Annotated in this window: 17 protein-coding genes; 11 read left to right on the plus strand and 6 right to left on the minus strand. The window is 39.1% G+C overall.

All coding sequences use genetic code 11. From position 1 onward, the window contains the following. Nucleotides 1–480: 480 nt before the first annotated feature. The 6 genes from BT797_RS17395 (at nt 481) to BT797_RS17420 (ending at nt 11,196) form a co-directional block, all read left to right on the plus strand. Nucleotides 481–1,272 (plus strand): hypothetical protein, encoded by a 792-nt coding sequence (locus tag BT797_RS17395; RefSeq protein WP_075472992.1) that lies wholly within the window; start codon nt 481–483, stop codon nt 1,270–1,272. A gap of 10 nt (nt 1,273–1,282) precedes the next feature. After that, nucleotides 1,283–2,935 (plus strand): GH3 family acyl-acid amido synthetase, encoded by a 1,653-nt coding sequence (locus tag BT797_RS17400; protein WP_075472994.1) that lies wholly within the window; start codon nt 1,283–1,285, stop codon nt 2,933–2,935. Between the two features lie 62 nt (nt 2,936–2,997). Continuing rightward, complete coding sequence (locus BT797_RS17405) at nt 2,998–4,098, plus strand: GNAT family N-acetyltransferase (protein ID WP_075472996.1); 1,101 nt, start codon at nt 2,998–3,000, stop codon at nt 4,096–4,098. A 123-nt stretch (nt 4,099–4,221) separates the two neighbouring features. Continuing rightward, nucleotides 4,222–6,639 carry an efflux RND transporter periplasmic adaptor subunit gene (locus tag BT797_RS17410; protein WP_075472997.1) on the plus strand — a complete coding sequence of 806 codons (2,418 nt, stop codon included), beginning with the start codon at nt 4,222–4,224 and terminating at the stop codon, nt 6,637–6,639. Next, a complete protein-coding gene (locus BT797_RS17415) occupies nt 6,636–9,914 on the plus strand; it encodes an efflux RND transporter permease subunit (protein WP_075472998.1) in 3,279 nt (1,092 codons plus the stop codon). Before BT797_RS17410 ends, BT797_RS17415 begins: the two co-directional genes overlap by 4 nt. A gap of 25 nt (nt 9,915–9,939) precedes the next feature. Next, nucleotides 9,940–11,196 (plus strand): non-ribosomal peptide synthetase, encoded by a 1,257-nt coding sequence (locus BT797_RS17420; protein WP_075472999.1) that lies wholly within the window; start codon nt 9,940–9,942, stop codon nt 11,194–11,196. A 117-nt stretch (nt 11,197–11,313) separates the two neighbouring features. On the opposite strand, the gene BT797_RS17425 is transcribed toward BT797_RS17420, so the two are convergent. The 5 genes from BT797_RS17425 to ubiG form a co-directional block, all read right to left on the minus strand. After that, nucleotides 11,314–12,156 (minus strand): MbnB/TglH/ChrH family RiPP precursor modification enzyme, encoded by an 843-nt coding sequence (locus BT797_RS17425; RefSeq protein ID WP_045110785.1) that lies wholly within the window; start codon nt 12,154–12,156, stop codon nt 11,314–11,316. Nucleotides 12,157–12,432: 276 nt separating this feature from the next. Then, nucleotides 12,433–12,708, minus strand: a complete 276-nt coding sequence (yfaE, locus tag BT797_RS17430) for a class I ribonucleotide reductase maintenance protein YfaE (RefSeq protein WP_075473000.1) — start codon at nt 12,706–12,708, stop codon at nt 12,433–12,435. Further along, nucleotides 12,708–13,838, minus strand: a complete 1,131-nt coding sequence (gene nrdB / locus BT797_RS17435) for a class Ia ribonucleoside-diphosphate reductase subunit beta (protein WP_075473001.1) — start codon at nt 13,836–13,838, stop codon at nt 12,708–12,710. The genes yfaE and nrdB overlap by 1 nt, the downstream gene beginning before the upstream one ends. Nucleotides 13,839–13,926: 88 nt before the next feature. Next, nucleotides 13,927–16,200, minus strand: a complete 2,274-nt coding sequence (gene nrdA / locus BT797_RS17440; RefSeq protein ID WP_075473003.1) for a class 1a ribonucleoside-diphosphate reductase subunit alpha — start codon at nt 16,198–16,200, stop codon at nt 13,927–13,929. 597 nt (nt 16,201–16,797) lie between these two features. Continuing rightward, entirely contained in the window at nt 16,798–17,496 is a 699-nt protein-coding gene (ubiG, locus tag BT797_RS17445; RefSeq protein ID WP_045110781.1) for a bifunctional 2-polyprenyl-6-hydroxyphenol methylase/3-demethylubiquinol 3-O-methyltransferase UbiG, read from the minus strand. A 250-nt stretch (nt 17,497–17,746) separates the two neighbouring features. On the opposite strand from ubiG, the gene gyrA reads away from it, so the two are divergent. Then, the gene (gene gyrA / locus BT797_RS17450) at nt 17,747–20,458 is read left to right on the plus strand and encodes a DNA topoisomerase (ATP-hydrolyzing) subunit A (RefSeq protein WP_045110780.1); all 2,712 of its coding nucleotides are present in this window, start codon (nt 17,747–17,749) and stop codon (nt 20,456–20,458) included. A gap of 75 nt (nt 20,459–20,533) precedes the next feature. Here gyrA and BT797_RS17455 read toward each other — a convergent pair whose 3' ends face one another. Beyond that, on the minus strand, nt 20,534–21,502 hold the full coding sequence (locus tag BT797_RS17455) for an integron integrase (protein ID WP_075473005.1): 969 nt from the start codon (nt 21,500–21,502) through the stop codon (nt 20,534–20,536). A 412-nt stretch (nt 21,503–21,914) separates the two neighbouring features. Here BT797_RS17455 and BT797_RS17460 point away from each other — a divergent pair, with 412 nt between their 5' ends. The 4 genes from BT797_RS17460 to BT797_RS17475 all read left to right on the plus strand — a co-directional run bounded on the left by BT797_RS17460 (nt 21,915) and on the right by BT797_RS17475 (nt 24,648). Continuing rightward, nucleotides 21,915–23,027, plus strand: coding sequence for an IS91 family transposase (locus tag BT797_RS17460; RefSeq protein WP_075473007.1), 1,113 nt, complete (start codon nt 21,915–21,917; stop codon nt 23,025–23,027). A gap of 283 nt (nt 23,028–23,310) precedes the next feature. Then, the gene (locus BT797_RS17465; protein WP_075473009.1) at nt 23,311–23,655 is read left to right on the plus strand and encodes a DUF3024 domain-containing protein; all 345 of its coding nucleotides are present in this window, start codon (nt 23,311–23,313) and stop codon (nt 23,653–23,655) included. A 393-nt stretch (nt 23,656–24,048) separates the two neighbouring features. Continuing rightward, nucleotides 24,049–24,507, plus strand: coding sequence for a toxin-antitoxin system YwqK family antitoxin (locus BT797_RS17470; protein WP_075473011.1), 459 nt, complete (start codon nt 24,049–24,051; stop codon nt 24,505–24,507). 3 nt (nt 24,508–24,510) lie between these two features. Next, entirely contained in the window at nt 24,511–24,648 is a 138-nt protein-coding gene (locus BT797_RS17475; protein WP_082293729.1) for a DNA-formamidopyrimidine glycosylase family protein, read from the plus strand. The last annotated feature ends 654 nt before the right edge of the window (nt 24,649–25,302 follow it).

The following is a 25,302-nucleotide window of genomic DNA, read 5'->3' on the forward strand; positions in this document are numbered from 1 at the left end:
ATCGCTTAAATAATTAATAGTCGTTGGATATGCTCTGTCATTACAACGGCTTAAGTTGTTTTAATACCAGAATTAAAAGCACGAGTAGATACTCATACTAATGGTTTAAAAGTTAGATCGTTTATTCTATCCATATCAATATTTTCCTGTGATATCGGTCACTCTTCCACAGATATAATGGTCGGAACTACAATTTAAAAATCGTCTAAGTTGAAATATTGTTTTTATATAATTTGTTCGTTTGAAACTTAATGTTTATTTTACTCCTTATTTTAACGTTATCACCCATTTTTTTTACATTTACTTGTTGATTTATGGCAGTTTTACTTACTTCAAGCTGTTATATTTTAGTGATACATTAATTTTACTTTCAGATTAACCCGATCAACTGATTTTCTGAAACGCTGCAAGCTAAGGATGGCTTGAGACTGGATGAGAGTACGCTTTATTCTCACACATTTGCCAAGGATTGGATCACAAATGGACACTACAAAAAAGAAAATATTTGCAAATTACGTCACGTTAGATCGTCTCTCTATACAGCAAGTTAAGGATATGCATAATCTGTTTATTCAGTATTATCATAATGCTGACTTTTCAACATTTCTTGATGACTTATCTGAAAAAGATGGCTTGATATTAATTCGAGAAAATAAATCAAAGCGTATTGTTGGTTTTAGTACACTTAAAACATTACGTTTCAAACTCAAAGGGAAAGAAGTTAAAGGTATTTTTAGTGGTGATACGATCATCGAACGCAAATACTGGGGGTCGAGTAAGGCGATGATCTGTTTTGTTAAAGTCTTATTAAAAGAAAAGTTAAGAGATCCATTAACACCTCTGTTCTGGTTGCTCATCTCTAAAGGCTATAAGACCTATTTATTATTAGCTAATAACTTCCCTAAACATTATCCACACCATCAAGGTCAGTTTGATGAATTATCATCAGTTGTAGAGCAATACTGCCAGCACCTTTACCCGAGTTATTACGATGAACAGCAGCAAATTCTAGACTTTGGTGGCGATTATCAAAAGCTACGCGGTGAAGTTGCAGAGATAACCGCTGAAATGAAGCTAGGTATACCTAAAATAGGATTCTTTGAAGATCGAAATCCCAAGTGGCGAGAGGGTAAAGAGTTACCTTGTGTTGGGGAAATTAATGTATCAATGTTTACATTCTTTGCGCAAAAAGCATTACGTAAAAGATTACAAAAGAATAATATCAATTGGGATTTAGGCCTGATTAGTTTAACTCGACGTTTAGTTAAATAGGGAGCATGTTATGACGTTATTAAATGGCATCACCCGTAAAATGGCACATAAATTTACCCATAAAGCGGCGCAGAGCGTGAGTACCCGTGGTTACAAGCAATTTTGTAAAGCGTTAGCATACCCACAAGTGGTACAGCGTGAAAAATTAAAGTCATTACTTAAAGTGATTGCCCCCAGTGTATCGGGTAAAAAATATAATTTATCAAGTTCGCTGTTTTATGAAGAGTTTATTCGTAAGGTCCCCATTACTGAGTATGATGATTGGGCTCCGCAAATAGACAAAGCGAGAGCGGGCAGCCGTTATGAATTGAGTATGGAAACAAATGAACGTTTTCAACCAACAAGTGGATCAACATCAAAAATTAAATGGATACCTTATACTCAGTCATTTTTGAATGAACTTGATGCGGCTATTTCGCCTTGGATGATGGATATGTATAAACATAATCCAGGGATGTTAAAGGGTACTCATTACTGGTCATTATCTTGGGTTCCAACCGGATTACGACGTACCATGTCTGGTGCAGTTAATGATGATTTGAAGTTATTACCTTGGTGGAAGCGAATCTTTATGGGATTGACAAGTGCAGTGCCAGAAGGTGTTTCCTTAGCAGACTCATCGGACGATTCTCAGTTTGCCACCTTGTGCTATTTGCTTGCAGATAAGTCACTCTCGTTTTTGTCGGTGTGGAGTCCGACTTTTGCACTGACATTGTTTGATAATATTATTAAACATAAATTGGAGCTTGTTTCTGTGCTTGCAACAGGAAAGTGGGGGGGACGAAAACCAGCATTACTGGGTTTAAGATGTCCTAAATCACACCGAGTTGCTAAGATTTTATTACAATGGAAAGGGGGGATTTCAGCTGAGTTATTACAACTTATTTGGCCTAAACTCTCGCTGGTTAGTGCATGGGATACATCGTCATCTGCTACGTGGGCAAATAAACTACAGTGTTTACTGCCGCAAGCTGACTTTCAAGGAAAAGGTTTATGGGCAACAGAAGGTGTGGTGACTATTCCTTTCCAAAATCAGTATCCATTAGCTATATGTAGTCATTTTTACGAATTTATTGATCTTGAAACGGAAGAAGTACTACCTGCTTGGAAACTAAAACAAGATCAACTGGTGCGTCCTATATTAACGACTGGCAGTGGCTTGCTGCGCTATGCGATGAAGGACAAATTACGTGTGAGTGGTTTTCTGCAAGATTGCCCTTGTTTTGAATTTTTAGGCCGCTTAGATGGTATTGATCTTGTCGGTGAAAAGATGAGCCCTGAGATCGCGCTAGGTGTGATGAAAATGGCAGAGCAAAACCAAGACTTAACCGCGATAACTGTTTTTGCTATCCCGGCTAATACGTCAAATAATAAACCATTTTACCTGTTACTTTGTGAACCGAATGCCGATATTTCTGAACTGGAAATTAAGCAGGTTGCAGCGAATGTAGAAACCGAGTTAAACACTTGCTTTCACTACCAATTGGCCAGAGATCTTGGTCAGTTGGATACTTTGAAAATATGTTGTAGCCAGAATGCCCGTGAGCTTTATTACTCACGCTGTGAAGCGCGTGGTATGGTTGTTGGCAATATCAAAATAGAGCCTTTAATGCTTTGGGATATTGAAATGCCAGATGTATTTTTAGAGGCAATTGCGGCGTAACCATGTTGTCGTGTGGCGCAATCGTAGTGCATGAAACTTCATAAGCTGTAGAGGTAAGGTAAATGGCAAGTCGATTTTATACAAGGGCTGCACAAGCAAGTGATTCAGATGAATTGATTGATTTAATCGCAGCTACGCCACAATCTGGCGCAATTACAATAAATTTTGAACGTACGCCTGATTTTTTTATGGCCACCAAAATAGTGACTCAAACACCGGATGTATGGGTCGCAGTGGAGCGTGAAAGCGAGCGTGTTGCGGCTATTTTTAGTATTGGTCACCGTGATGTTTATGTGAATGGTGAGCGTCAGAATGTACGCTATGGTAATGATTTACGTATTCATCCTGATTTTAAAAGTGGGCGTACTTTATTCAATCTTCTTAAATGCTATCGTAAAGTGATGGGCAAAGATTGGATGCAAACGGTAATTTTGAGCGATAACGAAGCATCATTAAATTCGATGGGAAGTGGGCGAAGTATTACCCCTACATATTATGACTTTGGTGAGATGACAACACATATGCTGTATTTAACAAAATCTCGCCCAAGTACAGGGCATAAGTTTCATATTCGTAACGCGCATCATAATGACATTGAACTGATGCAAACGTTTTTTGAGCAACAAGCTAAGACAAAGCAGTTTTATCCTCATTATAATTTTATTAAATTATTACACGGTGATGAATATTATCGAGGATTGGTGATCAGTAACTATTATTTGATGTTTGAAGATAATAAGTTAGTGGCGATGGCAGGTATTTGGGATCAGAGCAGCTTTAAACAGACCCGTTTTGTTGCTTATAGTAAATTAATGTCTGTGGCGCGTTTATTTAATAACCTTTATTCCACGTTATTTGGCGGCATGTTGTTACCCAAAGCTGGGGGTAAATTGAGTTATGTTTCATTACACAGTTTGCTCGTTGTTAATGATGATGAACAGCTTTTTTCAGTGTTATTACAGCATATTTACAATGCCTGTTTAGCTCAAAATTATCAGGCATTAGTCTGCGGTTTACCTGCACTCGATAGACGTCAGCAAATTCTTGAGCGGTATCGTTCTAAGAGACTGCAAAGCAAGCATTTTATTGCCAGTTATCATGATGATCCTCGTGGCGAGTTTGATACTCAATATCCGCTGTATTTAGAACCCGCAAGACTGTAAATACGGCAGTATTGAATGAACCGTATTTAAGGCTCTAATTTCAGATTAATTATTTGAATGAGAGGAGAGGGACAGTTTCGATTTAATCGAGGCATTCAGTTTGGTTAACAAGGAAGCTAACCGATGAGTAGTAGCCAAAAGAAAGACTATATAGCTATGTGGTTTCAAGCGCGTAAAGCATTTGGGATCGGTGACCGAATGAATGTTGGGTTACTAAAAAAAACCACAGATGAAATTAATTGGTTTGAATTTTCACACTGTGAAATGGATGGGCTCGGTGGATTAACCACTATTTTACGTGAGCATGATTACCCGTGTGAAAGCCTACCAAAAACAGCAGACAAAATTGCGCCATCGCATTGGCAGCAAATCAAAATGCTTTTTGCTGGTGGCAAAGCTAAAGCCCCAAAAATGATTCGTTGGAAAACGACTTATCCAGATTACGCTGCAACAAATTTAGCTGATACTGAAAACCGTACTCAATACAGTAATGATGCGCCTATCGTTAATGCTTATTTTACTGAATCCGAAACGATTGAAATTAAGAAGCTAGCAAGGAAGCATCGAGTTGCACTGAATATTTATCTATTCTGGGCGTTAAACAGAGCTGTTGCAGAGCAACTGCTTGCCTCTCAGCAAGATTATTATTGGTTATATCCCGTTAATCTACGTGGCGCATTACCCAATACACCTGAAACGGGAAACTGCTCTTCTGGGATTAATGTATTGCTAAATAACACCATTGCGGCTCGTGATATTCAGCGGCAAGTGAAGCAACAAATCAAAGCGAAAAGTCATTGGCAACTTTGGTGGCAAGCACATATTGGTAAAATAATTGGTGAGAATGGTGTACGCCGTATTTATCAATATGTCAGTGAGCGCCAATTCTATGCGGGTTCGTTCAGTTTTTTAGGTAGTTGGCCACTTAAAGACGATAATAATCCACCCATTAATCAAGATGAACTGTGGGTTTGCTGTGGTATCGGCACCAAAAATTACCCTGTATCCACAGGTATTTTATTGTGGCGTGAGCAGTTGTCGTTAGGACTTAAATTACACCCTTATGTTGCAAACAATATTCAAACAACGCAAGCGACGATGCAGTGTTGGAAACAATATTTGTTACAAGGTGACTTATTGACGCCGAAAGAAACGGCTGCAACGATGATTGCCGAAGCTGGTAAAATAGACGCGAACAATAGCACTGATGAAAAGAGTGATAAAGCATCGATAGCAAGGTTAAAAAACGCAAAAAAAACGGGCAAATTAAAACAAGCACTGTTACCTAAAATGCAGCAAACTCAAATATGGTTAGCGCCATATTGGCAGCAGGGAAAGGCGCTATTTTCCCGCCATAAAAAAGTATCCATCCCACTTTCTATTATTGTGCTTACTTTTATCTGTATGGCGTTACTATCAGCCATTCGGCCACAAAGCCAAATCAGTCCTGAGATTAATCGTTTTCCTTCTGTGCGTTATATGAATGTGGCGTTTGATGATGCCGTTATTCCTATTTTTAGCCGCGGGATAGTGACTGCAAAAACACAAATAAACCTTAATTCTGAAGTGACTGCAAGAGTTAAATCTGTTGCAGATAATTTCACCGCAGGTGGCTATTTTAATGCCGGAGATGTACTGCTATCCATGGATGATGAAGCCTATAAACTCGAAGTCATTAAAAAGCAGCAAGCTGTTGATGGTGCATTATTACACTTAGCTGAAAGTAAAGCTAAAGCGCATGTTGCACGACGAGGCGTGTCGAGTAAAGCGACCAGTTTCGCCCGTCACATCCCTCAAATTAATGATGCAAAAAGTCGGGTTAAAGCGGCAGAAGCTGATTTACGTTTAGCCAATTTAAAGCTAGATCATACCGTGATTAAAGCCCCATTTTCTGGTCGAGTTAAAGCGGTGAGTGTTGGGCGCGGTCAGTTAGTCAATTCGGGCGAAGTAATCGGTGAAATCTTCTCGTTAGATAAAATGCATGTGCGTTTGCCTGTCGCCGACAAGTACTTAACGCTGATGGATTTACCACAGCAAATAAATGCGTTTGTTTATGATTCAAATACGCTTGTATCCGTTGTAAGTCCAAGAGTGACACTTTCTGTTAGCGTCAATAATAAACGTTATCAATGGCAAGGAACAATCACGGGAACTGAGGGGGGACTTGCTGAGAACCGATTGCAGTATGTGGTTGCAGAAGTGCTTAACGAGCCTGAGCAACCGTTATATTTACAACCAGGCCGTTTTGTTAAAGCTGAAATCTCAGGACGTGAATTTGAGAACATAGTGATCATCCCTCGCTTGGCATTACGTAACGATAATAAAGTGTGGTTGTTAGATGAACAGCAACGCTTGCAGATTGTGAAGGTCGGTGTATTACATCAAGGTAAACACCAAGTTTATATCAATGTCGGTCTAGATAAGGGCGATAAGCTGATATTAACGCCACTTGATGTTGCGGTTAATGGTATGAAGTTAAACGTGATCCGCTTAGATACAGGGTTACAAAATGTGATTGTGCAGCATGAGGTACGCTCATGAAAGTAATGATCGCTTGGTTTGCGCATAATCGGGTTGCAGCAAACCTGATCATGATGGTGATTGTCGCATTCGGTTGTTTAGCATTACCAGAAACACGTAAAGAGTTAATTCCTGGTGTGTCGCTAGAGCGAATTGCGATCTCGACCTTGTATCCAGGAGCTGGACCTCGTGATGTTGAAGCCATGGTTTGTACGCGTATTGAAGCGGTCGTTTATGATATTGAAGGTACACTCGATCTCACTTCATTCGCTAGTTCAGGCTCGTGTTACACCACCATTGATATTGCTGACGATTATAGCACCAAGGCTGTATTAGATGAAGTCAAATCAAGAATTGAAAGTATCAACTCATTTCCGGATGAAGTTGAAAAGCCAGTCGTCAGCGAATTGATTGAGCGTTATCGCGTTGCCAAATTGATTATCGCTGGCGCAGGTGATGAATGGGCGTTAAAACGTTTGGCTGAAAATATCCGGTTAGACTTGTTAGAAGAACCTGTTATTTCGGTTATTGAACTGCAGAATACCAGGCCATACGAAATCAGCATTGCATTATATGAAGACAGTTTGGCGCAATATAATTTAAAGTTTGCAGATGTCGTTAATATACTCAAAGCGACAGCGATTGATTTACCCGGTGGGAGTTTAGCGACAGAGCAGGGCGATATACTGATCCAAACTTTAGGCCTGATTGAAAGTGCGGATGATTTTTCCAGTATTATTCTGCAAGCGGACAAAGATGGTGGGCGAGTTTTACTGAGTGATATTGCGACGATCACCGATGGGTTTCGTGATGAAGGAACAATGGCACAACTCGACGGTAAACGGGCTGTTTCTTTAGACGTATACCGTGTTGGTGAGCAAAATATTCTTGATGTTGCTGATGCGATAAATAAGTACGTACAAGCACCCGCGACGTATCTGCCCGAGGGGGTCAGTTTGTATGTCTGGCAAGATGATTCTAAGTTATTTATGAGTCGTATCGACTTATTGGTTAGCAATGTATTTAGCGGGTTATGTTTGCTGTTTGCTATTTTATTATTGTTTTTAAATTGGCGTTTATCCTTTTGGGTTAGCCTGGGTATTCCTATTTCATTTATGGGTGCTTTTTGGTTATTACCGGTATTTGATGCTTCGATTAATATTATTTCGTTATTTGCATTTTTATTGGTGCTTGGGATTGTTGTTGATGATGCCATTGTTGTGGGAGAAAGCATTTATACTGAGCAAGCAGCAGGTAATAAGGGGGTTGAGGGCGCTATTGAGGGGGCTCATAAAGTCGCTAAGCCAATCATATTTGCCATTATAACAAGTGTTATCGCCTTTATGCCGTTGCTGTTTTTACCTGGACCTGAGGGTAAACTCATGCAAGTTATTCCTGTTGTTGTGATCACGACATTATTGTTTTCATTGTTTGAATCATTGTTTATCTTACCCGCTCATTTAAGTCATCAACCTGTCGATAGTGATTCCAATCAACACTTTAATACGAAAAAACTAACCAATCTGCATGCCTCCAACAACAAAGCACTAATCAGTAAAATAAAAACAATCGGTGGAATATTAGAAGGGATACAAACTCAATTCTCTACCGCGTTAGAAATGTTTGTGATACACCGATATAAACCTTTTCTTGATCATGTGTTGGTGTGGCGTTGGAGCTATATTTTAGGGTTTGTGGGCTTATTTTTTATCTCTTTAACCTTACTTTCCAGCGGCTGGTTACGAACGGTCTTGTTTTCGGCCATTGAAGGGGATGTTGCGTATGCCAATGTCACTTTTGCAGAAGGCAGTAACCCTGATAAAACCAAGCATGCGATATTAAAGATTGAGCAGGAAGCATTACTACTGCAACAAGAGTTGACCGATGAAAGCGGGGCTTCTGCGATTGCGCATGTGTATTCTGTCGTTGCGCCAATCAGTAAATATTCACGTGAAGCACAAGCGGCTGCCGATGATCATATTGGCAGAGTGTATCTGGAGTTATCAGTATCGAATGATCGTGTGATGTCCGGCCATGACATCATTCGTCGCTGGCGAGAACGAGTTGGCGAAATTGAAGACAGTATCGAATTAAATTTTGTGTCGGATCTAACCCCGCCAAGTGCAGATATTAATATTGAGCTGTCGAGCCGTAACTTAGATGACTTAGCCCTGCAAGCAGAAAACTTAAAGCAAGTGTTAGCCCGATTTGAAGGTGTATATGATATTCAAGATTCTCAGCAGCGTAGTTCAAGGCAGGTGCAACTCGCGCTAAAGCCTATGGCGCGTGATATGGGATTAACATTGAGTGCGCTTGGTCAGCAAGTTCAGCAGGCTTACCTTGGTGTTGAAGTGCAAAGTATGCCGCGTGGTGAAGATGAAGTAAAAGTGCAGGTGAGTTATCCAAAAGAAGCAACTAGCTCATTATGGCATTTAGAAAATATGTATATTCAACTACCTAATGGTGAAGGGGTACCTCTCTTCACCATCGCAGATGTGAGTTATAAATCAGCCGATAATAATATTAAACGTTATGAGCGAAATCGGGTTATTTCTGTTTCAGCATTTGTTGATACAGGGAAGAACAGTACGAAGGCGGTTATCGCTGATTTGGAAATCGGTTTTTTACAGCAATTAGCAGAGATTACAGCCGTTAAGTGGTCAAAGGCTGGCAAGCAGAAAAGTATTGTGGAGTTTGTAGATATATTAACAAGCAGTTATTTACTCGCATTGATCGCGATGTACTTAGTGATGGCTATTTTGTTTAGCTCTTATACGCAGCCATTATTAGTCATGTTTGCGATCCCGTTTGGTCTTGTTGGGTCGTTATTAGGCCATTTACTGTTAGGGGTCGATGTTACCTTGTGGTCTTTTATTGGCATGGTTGCCGTGAGTGGGATCGTGGTCAATGACAATTTAGTCCTGATTGACTATATCAACGAAAAACGCAGTCAAGGTGAAGACTTAGAAACCGCAATTACCAGTGCTGGTATTCGCCGTTTTCGCCCTATTATTCTTACCTCATTAACCACTTTTATTGGCTTAGTACCGATCATGAGTGAAACTAGCTTACAGGCACAGTTTTTAATCCCGATGGCTATATCACTCGCGTTTGGCGTGTTGTTTGCTACGCTGGTAAGTTTGTTATTAGTGCCTGCCGTGTATTTATTAATTCAAGATGTAGTGAACGCTGTCACGATACTACTTTTAAAAAAACAAAATGCTGAAGCCGAAGTGCTTGATGACCATCAAGATATGGCTAGCCATAATAACCGCGCGACAGATAGCGCAGCATAACCGTCGAACAGTTCAAGGAGGAACGATGACGTTTAAACGTAAACTTTCACCAACAGAGCGTTTTTATATTAGTTGTGATGATTTTAATGCCGAAGAAACCGCAACTTGTGTTGCTAACCAAATGGTACTTGAAGGCATTGGCAATATTGATATATGCGCGTGGCAACAAGCGGTCATTAAGGCTTCAGCTGTATTGCAAGGAACGCGGTTTAAACTTGCAGGTAAGCTTGGTTTTAGTCATTGGGCTGATGCAGGTCAAACGACAGTGCTTGAAGTTATCCGAGGGCTAAATTGGGATGGCATGAGCGATAAGTTAGCGCCATTTTTAAATCGCCCTCTCGATGTAAAAACCAGTACGGGTTGTGAAGTATTGCTGGTACTTGGTGAGAGAAATGATAAACACCATATTATTTTTAGAACGCATCATGCGGTAATGGACGGACGAGGTACAAAAACATTTGCTGATGAAGTATTACGGGCTCTGCGTCAGCAGTCGTTACGAGGTGATAATAGTTTTGTGCGTGATATTGATTTAGCTAAATCAGTTACTTCGATACCCGGTGAAAAAATTACCGATACCGTTGCTGCCCCAACAGGAGTTCCCGCTGGACAAGATTTTGGTTCCTCTTGGCAGCGTAGAACCCTACCAGGTGGTTATAAACAAATATTAGCTAACGCTGGTATTAGTATTGCTAAGTTAGCGAACCTGTATTCTGACTCGGCAGTACGTATTCAACTACCCGTTGATTTACGTATGCATGACGCCGATATTATCTCTACGGGGAATTTAACAGGTGGGCTATTAATGCAGGTATCACCAGAAACAACCACTGCCGATTGGGCTAAGCAAATTAAGCTGAAAATTGCGGATAATGAACACGCAAGAATGCCTCGTTTTGCCGGTGTGCCAACACTCAATGCATTAAGTTGGGTGCCATTGTCATGGTTGAAAAAATGCAATGACAAATTAGCGTTAAAGAGACAAAAAACAGGTCTGTACCGTACTTCCGCAATTATCTCTAACTTGGGTTTCCTTAAGGTTGATGAATACAGTGCTGCAGGTTTCAATTGTTCGAGTGTGTTTTTTATTCCACCTTATTTTAATACAACGGCGTTATTTTTAGTGTTAGCGGGTAATAAAGAGGGGGTTGAAGTTATTTTGCGTATACCAGACCAGTTAAGCAGTAATGGCCGTTCTGAGCACGCGTTATCGCAGATATGTCATGGTATTTGTTATGGGCATGAACAAGATATGGATAAACTTGAACACACTGTTAAGTAGGTTCGTTAATGGGCTACTATATGGTTAACTGGCAAATTGGCTGGAACGTGGTTTATATCGGGGTCATCCGCTGACTTTTATATTATGTTTCGATTGTAATTTTGAGAACCTATTTGATTAACATGTTTTTTTAAAACGCTGTGATTTCAATATCATTTTTTGAGCTGTATGTGCTTCATGCAGTAATTCATTGAGCTGTGGAATATTAGTATCCCATTCAATAAGGGTTGGAATTGTGTTGCAATGCTGCAAATAATATTCAAATAGCTGCCATACTTCGGGCGTTACCTTTTGGCCATGCTCTTGGTCGAAGGTGATGTGGTTATCCTTTAATTGTTTATTGCTACCAGATAGGTGGATCTCGCTGACAATACTGCTAGGTATTGACGCTAAGTAATCATAAGGATTGAATTCGAGCTGATGACTACTAATATGGACATTATTAATATCGAGCAGTATTTTGCAGTTCGTAGCGGCTTGTAGTTCGGTTAAAAAGACAGCTTCTGTCAGGCTATTATTTTTATATTGGCAATAACAGGCGGGATTTTCAATTGCAATTGTTTGACCTAAAATATGCTGAACTTGGTCAACCCGCGCAATTATACGCTTGAGGTTTTCTTCTGTGTAGGGAATTGCTAATGTATCACTATAATGCTGACCAGCAATGGAACTCCAGCCCAAATGTTCTGACACTCGAAATGGCTTATAACGGTCAACCAGTTTTTTAATATTATTAATGTGGATAGTATCAAGTAGCTCATTAGAAGAGAGTGCTAAACCAATACCGTGTAAGCTGATGGGATAGCGATCACAGGCTTTATCCAAATAATATGTCGCCTCTGAGTTAATCTCGAAGTGATTCTCACTGTGTACCTCTACCCAGCCAATATCTACCTGGCTATTAGTGAGTTTCTCATAATGTGCTGGACGCATACCGATCCCAACTAAATCATCTAACATAAAGTTGTCCTATTTTAAAGCCGTGGTACTTATACGTTATTGAAGTGCTTATACGCTATTGAAGTTTTTATACGTTATTGAAAGGAGTATGGGTAAGGTTCGTTCGTTTTGCAAAGTAAATCACATTCTATATCGTAAGCTATTGAGAGTTGGATTTTATGAGATGATAAAATGGTTGTTGGATCACAATATGAACAAGCCTTAACATAGTGGATATTGTTAAGACTTGTTATTTTAGGGGGGTTAATACACGCTACTTAATTAATAATAAGTATATTATGCTGAAACCGTTGTTGTCGCGATGACAGCAAGTGTTATGTCACTATCTGCTTTACAGCAACAGGGCAATATAGATCCCGCTGCAACCGCTGCAAGTGGTTCGGTTGTATAAGTAACCGTGCCACTTGAGAGTGTCGTGCGGCAAGCGCCGCAATAGCCTTGACGGCACTGATATTCAATTTGATGTCCAGTGCGTTCAAGTGTATCAAGCAGGGAGCTATCTTGTGTTGAAACTTGATATTTCCCTGAATCAGTTGTCAGCGTAATCGACATTATAGAACGAATGTACCTATGTCAGCGTGGTTGATTTCAGCGTTAATCTGACCAACTAAGTATGAGCTAATTTCTGACTCTTGTGGTGCAACTTGTACGTTATCAGATACTAACCAAGCATTGATCCACGGAAGTGGATTACTTTTGACTTCAAATGCCATTGGTAAGCCAACAGCTGCCATACGTGTATTAGTGATGTATTCAATGTAATCAGCAAGAATATCTTTATTCAAGCCAATCATAGAGCCATCTTTGAATAGGTATTCAGCCCAGTCTTTTTCTTGTTGTGCTGCATCAGTAAAGATTTGTTGTGTTTCTTGGAAACACTCGATTGAGATCTCTTGCATCTCAGGGTCGTCTTTACCGTCAGCCATCAAGTTTAAAATGTGCTGCGTACTCGTTAAATGCAATGCTTCATCACGGGCAATAAGCTTAATGATTTTAGCGTTACCTTCCATTAATTCACGTTCAGCGAAAGCGAAAGAACAAGCAAAACTTACATAGAAACGGATCGCTTCAAGTACGTTTACCGATACCATTGCGAGGTATAGTTTCTTCTTCACTGCACGCTGACTAACGATAATAGTTTCACCGTTAATCACGTGTGAGCCTTCACCAAGCAAGTGTAACTGTTGCGTTGCGTGGATTAAGTCATCGTAATAACCCGCAATATCTTTAGCACGTTTTAGAATCTCTTCATTGGCAACGATATCATCGAATACTTCTGATGGATCATTCACGATATTACGAATAATATGTGTGTATGAGCGTGAGTGAATAGTTTCACTGAATGACCAAGTTTCGATCCACGTTTCAACTTCTGGTAATGACACCAGCGGTAAAAAGGCAACGTTAGGAGAACGGCCTTGAATACTATCTAACAATGTTTGGTATTTTAGGTTACTGATGAAGATGTGTTTTTCATGATCAGGTAATTGCTGATAATCAATACGGTCTTTACTTACATCAACTTCTTCTGGTCGCCAAAAAAATGATAACTGACGTTCAATTAGTTTTTCAAAAATTTCATGTTTTTGTTGGTCAAAGCGGGCAACGTTTACAGGTTGGCCGAAAAACATTGGTTCTTTTAATTGATCATTTTTAGTTTGGCAAAAAGTAGTGTAACTCATTGGTCATCTCTATTTAATACATTAAATTGGCAGCCTAAGCTGCCAAATGAAAGGGGGTAGGTGGTATCGGTGTACGTAATTAGATTGTTTAGATCTTACATGCGCCGCCTTCACAGCCCTCGTCTTCTTTAACTACATCTACGTCTGATGCACCGTCACGTGTGTTATGGTAGTAAAGCGTTTTTAAGCCGTACTTATACGCTAACATCAGGTCCGTTAACAGCGTTGTCATCGGTACTTTTTGCCCCGGGAAACGTTGTGGATCATAGTTAGTGTTAGATGAAATCGCTTGGTCTACGAATTTCTGCATTAAACCAACAAGTTGTAAATAACCCGTATTACTTGGAATGTTCCAAAGTAACTCGTAGTTATCACGTAGATTTTCGTAATCTGGTACAACTTGTTTCAAGATCCCGTCTTTACTTGCTTTAATGCTGATTAAACCACGTGGTGGCTCAATGCCGTTTGTCGCATTTGAAATCTGGCTTGATGTTTCTGATGGCATCAATGCTGTTAGGGTTGAGTTACGTAAGCCGTGTTCTTTAATTTCGCTACGTAATGTTTCCCAATCTAAGTGTAATTCTTCATCACAAATCTCATCTAACGATGATTTATAGGTATCAATTGGTAAGATACCTTGAGCGTATGTTGTTTCATTAAATGCTAAACACGGACCTTGTTCTTTCGATAGATTCATTGACGCTTTTAAAAGATAGAATTGAATTGCTTCAAATGTCTTATGCGTTAGGTTGTTTGCACTACCGTCTGAGTATTTAACACCGTTTTTCGCGAGATAGTATGCGTAGTTAATCACGCCTATGCCTAATGAACGACGCGCCATTGTTGATTTTTCAGCCGCTGGCATTGGGTAGTCTTGATAATCAAGTAAGCTATCTAATGCACGAACTGCCAGATCTGCAAGGTTTTCTAATTCATCAAGGTTTTTAATTGCACCAAGGTTGAACGCTGACAATGTACATAGCGCAATTTCACCATTTTCATCGCCAGGATGTTGCATTGGTTTCGTTGGTAACGCAATTTCTAGACATAAATTACTTTGTCTTATCGGTGCAACCGCTGGGTTAAATGGGCTGTGAGTATTACAGTGATCCACATTCTGAATGTAGATACGACCGGTACTTGCACGTTCTTGCATAAGTAAAGCAAATAGTTCGCTGGCTTTAATCGTTTGCTTACGAATTGATGAGTCTTGTTCATAAAGATTGTATAGACGCTCGAATTCATCTTGATCTTGGAAGAATGCATCATACAAACCATCAACATCAGATGGGCTGAATAAAGTAATATCTTTATTATCAATTAAACGTTGGTACATTAAACGGTTAATCTGCACGCCGTAGTCAAGGTGACGTACACGGTTTTCTTCAACACCACGGTTATTTTTAAGTACAAGAAGTGACTCTACTTCTAAGTGCCATAATGGGTAGAATAATGTTGCTGCACCACCACGAACGCCACCTTGAGAGCAAGATTTAACAGCTGTCTGGAAGTGTTTGTAGAATGGGATACAACCTGTGTGGAATGCTTCACCACCACGGATTGAACTACCTAGTGCACGAATACGACCTGCGTTGATACCGATACCAGCACGTTGCGATACATATTTAACAATAGAGTTAGATACTGCATTGATAGAATCTAGGCTATCGTCACACTCAATCAGTACACACGAGCTGAATTGACGAGTTGGGGTACGAACACCTGCCATGATTGGTGTTGGCAGTGAAATCTTGAAGGTTGACGTTGCCTCATAGAAACGACGAATGTAGTCCATACGAACCGATTTATTGTATGTCGCAAATAAGCTCGCAGCCACTAAGATATACAGAAATTGTGGGCTTTCGAAGATTTCACCAGAAATACGGTTTTGTAGTAGGTATTTACCTTCTAGCTGTTTAATTGCACCGTAAGAGAAGTTCATGTCACGCCAGTGATCAACGAACTCATTCATTTCTGCGAATTCTTCAACCGTGTAATCAGCAAGTAGGTGTGCATCATAGCGAAGCGCATCAACATTTAATTTTACGTGATCATAAAGCGCAGGTGGTTCAAATTTACCATATGCTTTTTTACGTAGGTGGAAGACAGCTAAACGCGCAGACAGATATTGATAATCTGGTGCTTCTTCACTAATTAAATCCGCTGCAGCTTTGATCATGGTTTCATGTATATCTTCAGTACGAATGCCATCATAAAACTGGATGTGAGATTTTAACTCTACCAGTGACACCGATACATTATTCAACCCTTTGGCTGCCCATTTGATCACGCGGTGGATCTTTTCAAGATCGATCGTTTCTTGTTTACCGCTGCGTTTTGTAACTAGTAAATTCTTATTCATTTAGCTGACTGACCTTAAAACAATGTAAGAATATTTCCACCAACACTAGTATTGATATTCTTGTTAATACACAAGATGTAGTGTTGTCCTGTATTTATGCATACAAGATAGTGTGATAATCACGTTTTGGCAAGTGGCACTAAACTGAACAACATGTGGATAATTTAGTGAGTTAGTGGCGACTTTCATTCTGGCCTCAGTGATCAATTACGGTTAGCAAAAATCAACAGTTAAAGTGAAAAAAAAAAGAAAAAAAAGTGTTGCCAAGGTTGTGAGGAGATCCTCAAAAATTTTGATTATATTTACAGCTAATTCGTTTATAAAACTACCACGCAAGTATTAATTTATTATTTTTTTTGTGGTTGTTATTACAAACAATATTGTCATTTTATACGCAACAAGTTTCATATTACCCATAAAGTGGATAACTTTGCTTGCGCGTGTTGGTTAGAGCGAGCCGAGTTATTTGAGTTAAATGACAGTAAATAGCTATATAGAGGGAGCGAACTTGAAGCTGGAAAGGGAAGTGGATCTATTTACCTAACAGCGAAGGCGGAGGTGCTGTTAGGTAAAAAGAGAATTATATTAATCGTTATATTAATCGATAAGCTGCGTGTGTAGCATATAGTTAACGTCAACATTCTCGCCTAGCTTGAACTGGTCTACTAATGGAATGTAATGCAGGCCTGTCATGTGGTGACAAAATAGACCTGATTGATCAACCCAATGTAATAGTTCTGATGGACGAATAAACTTCTTGTGGTCATGGGTACCGTTAGGCATCATTTTTAAGATTTTCTCTGCGCCAACAATCATAAATAAGTATGATTTTAAATTACGATTGATTGTCGAGAAGAATATGTGGCCGCCTGGTTTTACAAGACGCATGCAAGCGTTAATCACGGAACCTGGATCCGGAACATGCTCTAGCATTTCCATACAAGTGATCACATCAAAGCTGTTTGGTTGCTCTTCTGCTAACTCTTCAATTAATACTTGACGGTATTCGACTTCAGTACCAGATTCAAGCGCATGCAATTTTGCCACATTGAGGGGTTCTTTCCCCATATCAACACCTAGTGCTTTTGCACCACGGCGAGCCATGCTTTCAGTTAAGATACCGCCACCACAGCCAACATCAAGAACTCTCTTGCCAAATAAGCCGCCACAGCGCTCATCAATATAATCTAAGCGTAATGGATTGATTTGATGTAATGGCTTGAAGTCACCAGCTGGATCCCACCAACGACTGGCCATGGCTTCAAATTTAGCGATTTCCTGTTTATCTACATTCATACAAAGTCTTCTTGATACGTTAATAAGGTGAAAAGTAATAAGGTGAAAAATAAAAAATATGGACACAGTATATAACGAGAAAACGATTTCAGAAGTATTATTTATAGGTGAGTGAATAAATAGTTAATAAAATTGTATTCAAGTAAGTTAATTTTCTTATATATTGTATTTGCTGGTAAATATTATGCTAGAATGATTTCTCTAAAAAATATAATAGAAAGCACTTTAAAACTTAGGGGTAAAGGCTTATATGAGTAATTTAGCCACAGAAATCACACCTATCAATATTGAAGAAGAATTAAAAAATTCCTATTTAGATTACGCTATGAGCGTTATTGTTGGTCGTGCTCTTCCTGATGTTCGCGATGGTTTAAAGCCAGTTCATCGCCGCGTTTTATTCGCGATGAACGAATTGAAGAATGATTGGAACAAACCATATAAAAAATCAGCACGTGTTGTTGGTGACGTAATCGGTAAATATCACCCACATGGTGATACAGCTGTTTATGACACTATTGTACGTATGGCGCAGCCTTTCTCTTTGCGCTACATGCTTGTTGATGGTCAAGGTAACTTCGGTTCTGTTGACGGCGATTCTGCTGCCGCAATGCGTTATACCGAAATCAGAATGTCAAAAATCGCGCATGAATTACTTGCTGATTTAGACAAGGAAACGGTAGATTTCGTACCTAACTATGATGGTACTGAATTTATTCCGGAAGTTATGCCTACACGAATCCCTAACCTATTGGTTAATGGTTCGTCAGGTATTGCTGTGGGAATGGCAACGAATATCCCACCTCATAATTTAAATGAGGTTATCAATGGTTGTTTAGCATTAATTAAAAATCCAGACCTAAGTCTTGAAGAATTAATGGAATACATTCCAGGCCCTGATTTCCCAACGCACGGTATCATTAATGGTAAAGCGGGCATCGAGCAAGCTTATCGTACTGGTCGTGGTAAGGTTCATATCCGAGCTCGCGCCGATATTGAAACTAATGAACGTGGACGCGAAACAATTGTTGTTCACGAGCTACCGTATCAAGTAAACAAAGCGCGTTTAATTGAACGTATTGCTGAGTTTGTAAAAGATAAGAAAATTGAAGGCATCAGTGCCCTACGTGACGAATCTGATAAAGATGGTATGCGTATGGTCGTTGAAGTTAAGCGTGACGCTGTAGGTGAAGTTGTATTAAACAACCTTTACGCTCAAACGCAAATGCAAGTTGTATTCGGTATCAACATGGTTGCACTGATCGACAAGCAACCAAAGATTTTTACCTTAAAAGAAATGCTAGATGCGTTCTTGCGTCACCGTCGTGAAGTTGTTACACGTCGTACAGTATTTGAACTGCGTAAAGCCCGTGAACGTGCTCATATCCTTGAGTCGTTAGCGATAGCATTAGCAAATATTGATGACATTATTGCGCTAATTAAGCAATCTGCAACATCTGCAGAAGCAAAACAAGCCTTGATCAGCCGCGGCTGGCAGTTAGGTGATGTTGCTTCAATGTTAGAACGTGCTGGTGATGACGCTGCTCGTCCTGAATGGTTAGAGCCTGAGTATGGTATTCGTGAAGGTTCGTATTTCTTAACTGAGATACAAGCACAAGCGATCCTAGACTTACGTCTACACAAACTAACAGGTCTAGAACACGAGAAGATTCTTAACGAATACAAAGAACTACTCGAAGTTATTGCTGAACTATTACATATTCTTAATACGCCTTCGCGTTTACTAGAAGTTATCACTGAAGAGCTACAAGCTTCAAAAGATGCATTTGGTGATGAACGTCGTACCGAGATTTCGGCAAGCAGCGCAGATATTAATTTAGAAGACTTAATTGAACGTGAAGATGTTGTAGTAACACTGTCTCATGAAGGTTATGTTAAGTATCAGCCTCTTACTGACTACGAAGCGCAGCGTCGTGGTGGTAAAGGTAAGTCAGCAACGAAGATGAAAGAAGAAGATTTCATTGAACGCCTGTTGGTTGCTAATACACATGATCATATTCTGTGCTTCTCAAGCCGTGGTCGCTTGTACTGGATGAAGGTATATCAATTACCATTAGCGAGTCGTCAAGCCCGTGGTAAGCCAATTGTTAACTTACTACCACTGGAAGAAGGTGAGCGTATTACTGCTATCCTACCTGTGTCTGAGTTTGAAGATAATAAGTTTGTCTTCATGGCAACGGCTAACGGTACAGTGAAGAAAACAGCACTAAGTGCATACAGCAAGCCTCGTGCTGGCGGTATCATCGCTGTGAACCTAAATGAAGGGAATGAACTAATTGGTGTTGATATCACTGATGGTACTAACGACATTATGTTGTTCTCGGATGAAGGTAAAGTAGTACGTTTCTGCGAGTTTGAAGAAACACCTGTACTTGATGAAGACGGTAATCCGGTTCTAGACGAAGACGGTAAACCTGAAGTTAAGTTCAAAGGTGTACGTCCTATGGGTCGTACAGCGACGGGTGTTCGTGGTATCAAACTTGATGAAGGCCAAAAAGTAGTATCGCTAATCGTACCGAAGAACGATGGCGCTATCTTAACGGCAACAGAAAACGGTTACGGTAAACGTACAGAACTTGAAGAATACCCTGCGAAGAGTCGCGGTACTAAGGGTGTTGTTTCAATTAAGGTAAGTGAACGTAACGGTAAAGTTGTTGGTGCTACGCAAGTGCTTGACGGTGATGAGCTAATGCTTATTACTAATGGCGGTACGCTAGTAAGAACACGTGCTTCTGAAGTCTCTACGGTTGGTCGTAACACCCAAGGTGTTCGTTTGATCCGTACTGGTGAAGACGAGCTAGTTGTTGGTTTACAACGTATCGATGAAGTTGAAGAAGACGAGAACGCAGTTGTTGTTGATGCAGAAAATGCAGAAGCACCAACAGAAGTTCCAGCTACTCCAACTGATGCTGCAGACAGCGCAGAAGAAGCGACTGAAGAGTAATTAAGGGTAGTGCAGTAATGTACTAAACGAGATTAACTTCATAAGGCCTGTTACTCCTAGAGTAACAGGCCTTTTTTATAAAAATCGTAATGTATCTATTGGACTTGGTGTACCAGCTCGTTTATTTCCGATCACATGGGTATACAGTTCTGTGGTTTTGATGTCAGAGTGACCTAGCAACTCCTGCACTGTTCTTATATCACTACCAGAACTGAGTAACTGCGTTGCAAATGAGTGACGGAATGTATGTGCTGTTACGCGTTTCGTTATTTTACTTGCGACTACTGCTGCTCTTAATTTTTTTGAATAGGCTGTATCATGAATGTGATGACGGCAGACATAATTATCGTGTGGGTGGATACACCTTGTGGTTGAAGGGAATAGATATTGCCAAGTATATGTATGTAATGATGACTTATATTTTCGATGCAATGATGTTGGTAAAGACGTACTTCCAAAACCGTGAGATATATCCTTTTCATGAATAGCTTTTGCGTGTTCCATCTGTTGTTTTATCATTGGAATTAATGATTCTGGTAATAGCGTATAGCGATCTTTATTCCCTTTCCCTTTGAATATAAATATAGATTTATTTATTAAATCAATATCTTTGATTCTAAGTGATAAAGCTTCATTTAGTCTGAACCCACCTCCATAAAGTAATGCTGTAATTAAATAGTACTGGCCTGACATATGTTTGAGGATTTTTTCTACTTCAGAGGGAAATAATACAGTGGGTAATCGTTTTGGTTTTTTTGTAAAGTCGTATTTTAAATCTTTAATGTCTTGTTTTAATACATGACGATACATAAAAATAATTGCACAAAGAGCGATGTTTTGCGTGGACGCACTTACTTTTCTTTTAACCGCCAAATAATTGAGGAAGCCTTCAATTTCGGTATTTCCCATCGTCTCAGGGTGTCGTTTATTGTTAAAAATAATAAATTGTTTAACCCAATAAATGTAAACTTTCTCTGTTTTATAGCTGTAATGTTTCGTTTTGATTTCTGTTCGTATAGATTCTAAGAAAGGTGATGCTGTCATATAAAATACGCTTTTCAACTGGTGTTATATACAGTTATAGCGTGTGATTATTTATATGAGGAGCAATATGAGGTTTTAACGGAGTGAAATTGGCTTTCTTTGAAGCTTGTCATATTTTTAATGTGTTGATTATTTTATTTTTATTTGTACTCGTAATTTACTTTTACGGACCCGTATAAATAATTCCATTCTGTGTATGTCATACAAGTTAAATTGCATTAATTGTTTTGTAAGTGATTGTAACTAATAGACTATACTGTTATTATTTTAGTTATTTAATTAATTTAAAAAAGTGTTTTACGGAATTCTGTAAAATACACTGTTGAACATGCCGGGCACAGCCCGGGGAACGCTAGATTTCAGCAATGACTTTAGATAGTGCTGGTTAAATAACCAGTGGTGAACTATCTTTATGGCTATGCAAAAATGGACCGTTCAGCGTATCTTTCAAGAGTATAGTTTAAGCCAATTAAATATTGGCTTTCCGCTGTACCAGCACAAAGCATTCAGCTTCATTCGTGACTGTCGGACAGCAAAAATGGGGGCTCACAGTCAGCATTGTTCTCAAGGCCATTTTTGCGGCATTCACTACAATTCCTGTCGTCATCGAGGCTGCCCACATGTCGTTAAAGAGCAATGGTTAAATGACTGGTCAGCTCGTCTTCTTAATACTCAACACCATCATTGGATCTTCACATTCCCACATGAGTTACTGCCTTTATGGCGCTTTAATCGTAGCTGGTTTCAAGACGCGTTATTTAAAGCCGTCAGTCAAACGCTAAAACAATTAACCAATGATGATAAACACCTCAAAGCCAAAGTTGGTTGCATATTAGCGTTGCATACTTGGGGGCGAAATTTAAGTGAACATCCGCACATCCATTGCTTAATATCACACGGAGGTTTAAATAAAGCTGGAGAGTGGTGTAACCCGAAGCGGAAGGGATTATTTCCGGCTGAAGTAGTAAAACGATTATTCCGAGGAAAGTTTTTAGCTGCAATTAGGCAAGCGATAAAGAGTGAACAGTTGCGTTATTCAGGAGATAAAGAAGCATCATATTGGGTTCACATGGCAAATAAACTTAGTCGGGTAAAATGGCAAGTTTTTGCTTGTAAGCCGTATAAGCATGGATTAGGAGTTGCTAAATATCTTGCCCGTTATATGCGAGGCGGGCCTTTACATAATAGCCAGATCCTAGCCGTTAAAAATGAAATGGTTAAACTTAAATACCATTCACATCAAAGCGGAAGAGCAGAGAGAATTAATTTTAAAGTAGATAAATTTGAACAAAAAATATTAACGCATATGCCGTTACCAGGTAAACCAACGGTACGATATTACGGGTTATATCATCCCGGTGCGCAAACAAATCTCAATATAGCGAGAAAAAATTTAGGACAAGCGGCTTATAAAGCGCCCAGTAAACCAGATTGGCAAGCAGTACTAAAAATGCTTGGAGTAGAATTGATTTGCCCTGTTTGTGGCTGTAATAATATAGAGGTTAAGTCAGAAAAATTGAGTTGATGAAACGGAGACATATATCGCGTTTTCAGAACGTTTGGCATCGTGCTGCCTGAATTTCATGAAATGTGATTTTAGTATAGGTAAGTCAATGCCTTAAGTGTTATGGTTAAGGGATGTAAATGACTGTTTTAGTCTCGTAGTACGAAAGACATTTCCACATGGTGGACGGATGTCCAACAAAATAGATGAAGCAGACTAATTCAGTATTGAACCTCTCAGAAGGTTCTTTTTTTGCAGCCTGAATTAGCTGCTTATCTAAAACGTTATAAGTTTCGAGGGTTTCGTGGCAATTAGTGAATTTGAATTATACAAAGTAGAAAAATTGGCAAAGAGTTTTTGTTCTATTAAAAGTCAAAATTTTCCTCGTGAATACTTGTATATTGATTATATAATAAAAGATCAAACTTTGTACATTTTGGAGGTTCGCCCTATGTGGAACGATCCGACTAAAAATACAGAGGTACTTGTTGCTAAGTTTACTTATGTTAAAAAAGATAAAATCTGGAAACTTTATTGGCTACGTCAAAACTTGAAATGGCAAGTATATGAATCTGAAGGAATTAATCAGTATCTAGATCCATTGTTAGAGATAGTTCAAGAAGACAGACAAGCTTGTTTTTGGGGATAAAACTTATCCTGTTGTTGAATGAGTCCGGTCTCTCGGTACACTCTATATAGCAAATAAATCGAATTTGTTTTCATGGAAGTGGCAGAGCTGCCATTTTTGTTAGACGTGTTGATGCTTCACGCAGTGCGTGATAAAAATTTACTCTGTATAAATGCAGTGGCTATTTCCTCTCTTTTGAAGTGTAAACATCGGATTTTGATCTCATTCAGCTAAAAATCAATCTATTTTTTCTTAACTGATCGGCATTACAGCGTTTGCTGGGCTTTTTTGTGTTAACCAATTATTAGTATCATGTTGTACAAAGCACTGTAGATGATACCGTCCTTACTCTATTTAATTTTAATGGTATAGTAGACAATCTAAATTTAACAACAACCACTTTAGGCGGATAAAATGAATAACTGCTTTATATTATTAGCACTTTTACTCTTCTCTTGTGCAAACCAGCCCTTATCGAGCCTCTCTATAAAGGAAATTCCGGCGGAAAACGTCACTGAAGACAAGGGGCTCATCTTTGAAAAAGGTAGTCAAATTCCTTTTACAGGTAGCCTTATAAAATATCATTCCAACGGTAACTTAAGATTTAAAGTTGCCTTCATTGACGGCAAGCAAAATGGTCCATATCTTCGTTATTACGATACAGGGACGTTAAAGTTAAAAACGAATTATAAGAATGGCAAAGAAGATGGTCTTCATCAATTTTACCGCAGAGGAAAGCTCTGGCATCAAAAATACTTTAAAAATGGCAAACTCCACGGTGTAACAAACAAGTATTGGCCTAACGGTCAATTACGCGAATCGACCTGTTATATCAAAGGTAAAATGCATGACATCAGTGGATGTAACAATTGAATAATGGCTGAACTTCCTGAAGTTGAAACTACAAAAAATGGCTTAGCTCCTCATGTAGTCAATAAAACCGTGACCGCTGTTAATATCCACTTTAAACAATTACGCTGGCCGATCCCTGAAGATGTACTGTGGGTTAATTAGGATGGGGTAATTAGGACATCCATTGTTAATTTGAATCACGTGACCATAACACCACAATATATATACGTCTTAAAAATAAAGAATTAAATACCTTAAATTAAACTCATATCACTAAATAAAGTCACCTATCTCAATTACGTTCAGATTTTTTTAGTAGAAATTTACTATCAGATTTAAATGTAAATGATCTTGAAGTTTCTGAACAACTGCTATTTAAAAGCTATATGTCAAAGCAACTGACCCAAATATACCAGAAATCGAAAAGCGTATTTTATAAAAGTAATGAAGTTAGTTATGGGAATGCTAGTCATAATTACATTAATACTTTCAGTAAATAGACCAGCCTTGAAAGCGTTGTTATACTTGCAATCAGATGATGATACCGAAACATAACATATAAGAATAGGTGTCGCGCAGCCGACACCTTATTCGAGTGTTGAGCAAGCCCAAGCCCTTCTTTATATAGTAAATAACGTGTTTGATCTTAGTGGATACTTCATCTTGGGATTAAACCCAAGACGAGCGAAATTGAGATAAATAACAGACCTGTTATTTATCAATTAACTAGCTAGTTGTACCATAAATTTAATATCTCCAACCTGTCATATTAATGCCATTATGCCTATTATGTTCACCTTTCGGCTAGGTCGTTCG

It is taken from the genome of Moritella viscosa (assembly GCF_900120065.1).
In the GTDB taxonomy this organism is placed as follows: Bacteria; Pseudomonadota; Gammaproteobacteria; order Enterobacterales; family Moritellaceae; genus Moritella; species Moritella viscosa.

Coding starts and splice junctions, on each gene's coding strand:
- BT797_RS17395 (WP_075472992.1), top strand. CDS start 481: ATGGACACTACAAAAAAGAAAATATTTGCAAATTACGTCACGTTAGAT.
- BT797_RS17400 (WP_075472994.1), top strand. CDS start 1,283: ATGACGTTATTAAATGGCATCACCCGTAAAATGGCACATAAATTTACC.
- BT797_RS17405 (WP_075472996.1), top strand. CDS start 2,998: ATGGCAAGTCGATTTTATACAAGGGCTGCACAAGCAAGTGATTCAGAT.
- BT797_RS17410 (WP_075472997.1), top strand. CDS start 4,222: ATGAGTAGTAGCCAAAAGAAAGACTATATAGCTATGTGGTTTCAAGCG.
- BT797_RS17415 (WP_075472998.1), top strand. CDS start 6,636: ATGAAAGTAATGATCGCTTGGTTTGCGCATAATCGGGTTGCAGCAAAC.
- BT797_RS17420 (WP_075472999.1), top strand. CDS start 9,940: ATGACGTTTAAACGTAAACTTTCACCAACAGAGCGTTTTTATATTAGT.
- BT797_RS17425 (WP_045110785.1), bottom strand. CDS start 12,156: ATGTTAGATGATTTAGTTGGGATCGGTATGCGTCCAGCACATTATGAG.
- yfaE (WP_075473000.1), bottom strand. CDS start 12,708: ATGTCGATTACGCTGACAACTGATTCAGGGAAATATCAAGTTTCAACA.
- nrdB (WP_075473001.1), bottom strand. CDS start 13,838: ATGAGTTACACTACTTTTTGCCAAACTAAAAATGATCAATTAAAAGAA.
- nrdA (WP_075473003.1), bottom strand. CDS start 16,200: ATGAATAAGAATTTACTAGTTACAAAACGCAGCGGTAAACAAGAAACG.
- ubiG (WP_045110781.1), bottom strand. CDS start 17,496: ATGAATGTAGATAAACAGGAAATCGCTAAATTTGAAGCCATGGCCAGT.
- gyrA (WP_045110780.1), top strand. CDS start 17,747: ATGAGTAATTTAGCCACAGAAATCACACCTATCAATATTGAAGAAGAA.
- BT797_RS17455 (WP_075473005.1), bottom strand. CDS start 21,502: ATGACAGCATCACCTTTCTTAGAATCTATACGAACAGAAATCAAAACG.
- BT797_RS17460 (WP_075473007.1), top strand. CDS start 21,915: ATGGCTATGCAAAAATGGACCGTTCAGCGTATCTTTCAAGAGTATAGT.
- BT797_RS17470 (WP_075473011.1), top strand. CDS start 24,049: ATGAATAACTGCTTTATATTATTAGCACTTTTACTCTTCTCTTGTGCA.
- BT797_RS17475 (WP_082293729.1), top strand. CDS start 24,511: ATGGCTGAACTTCCTGAAGTTGAAACTACAAAAAATGGCTTAGCTCCT.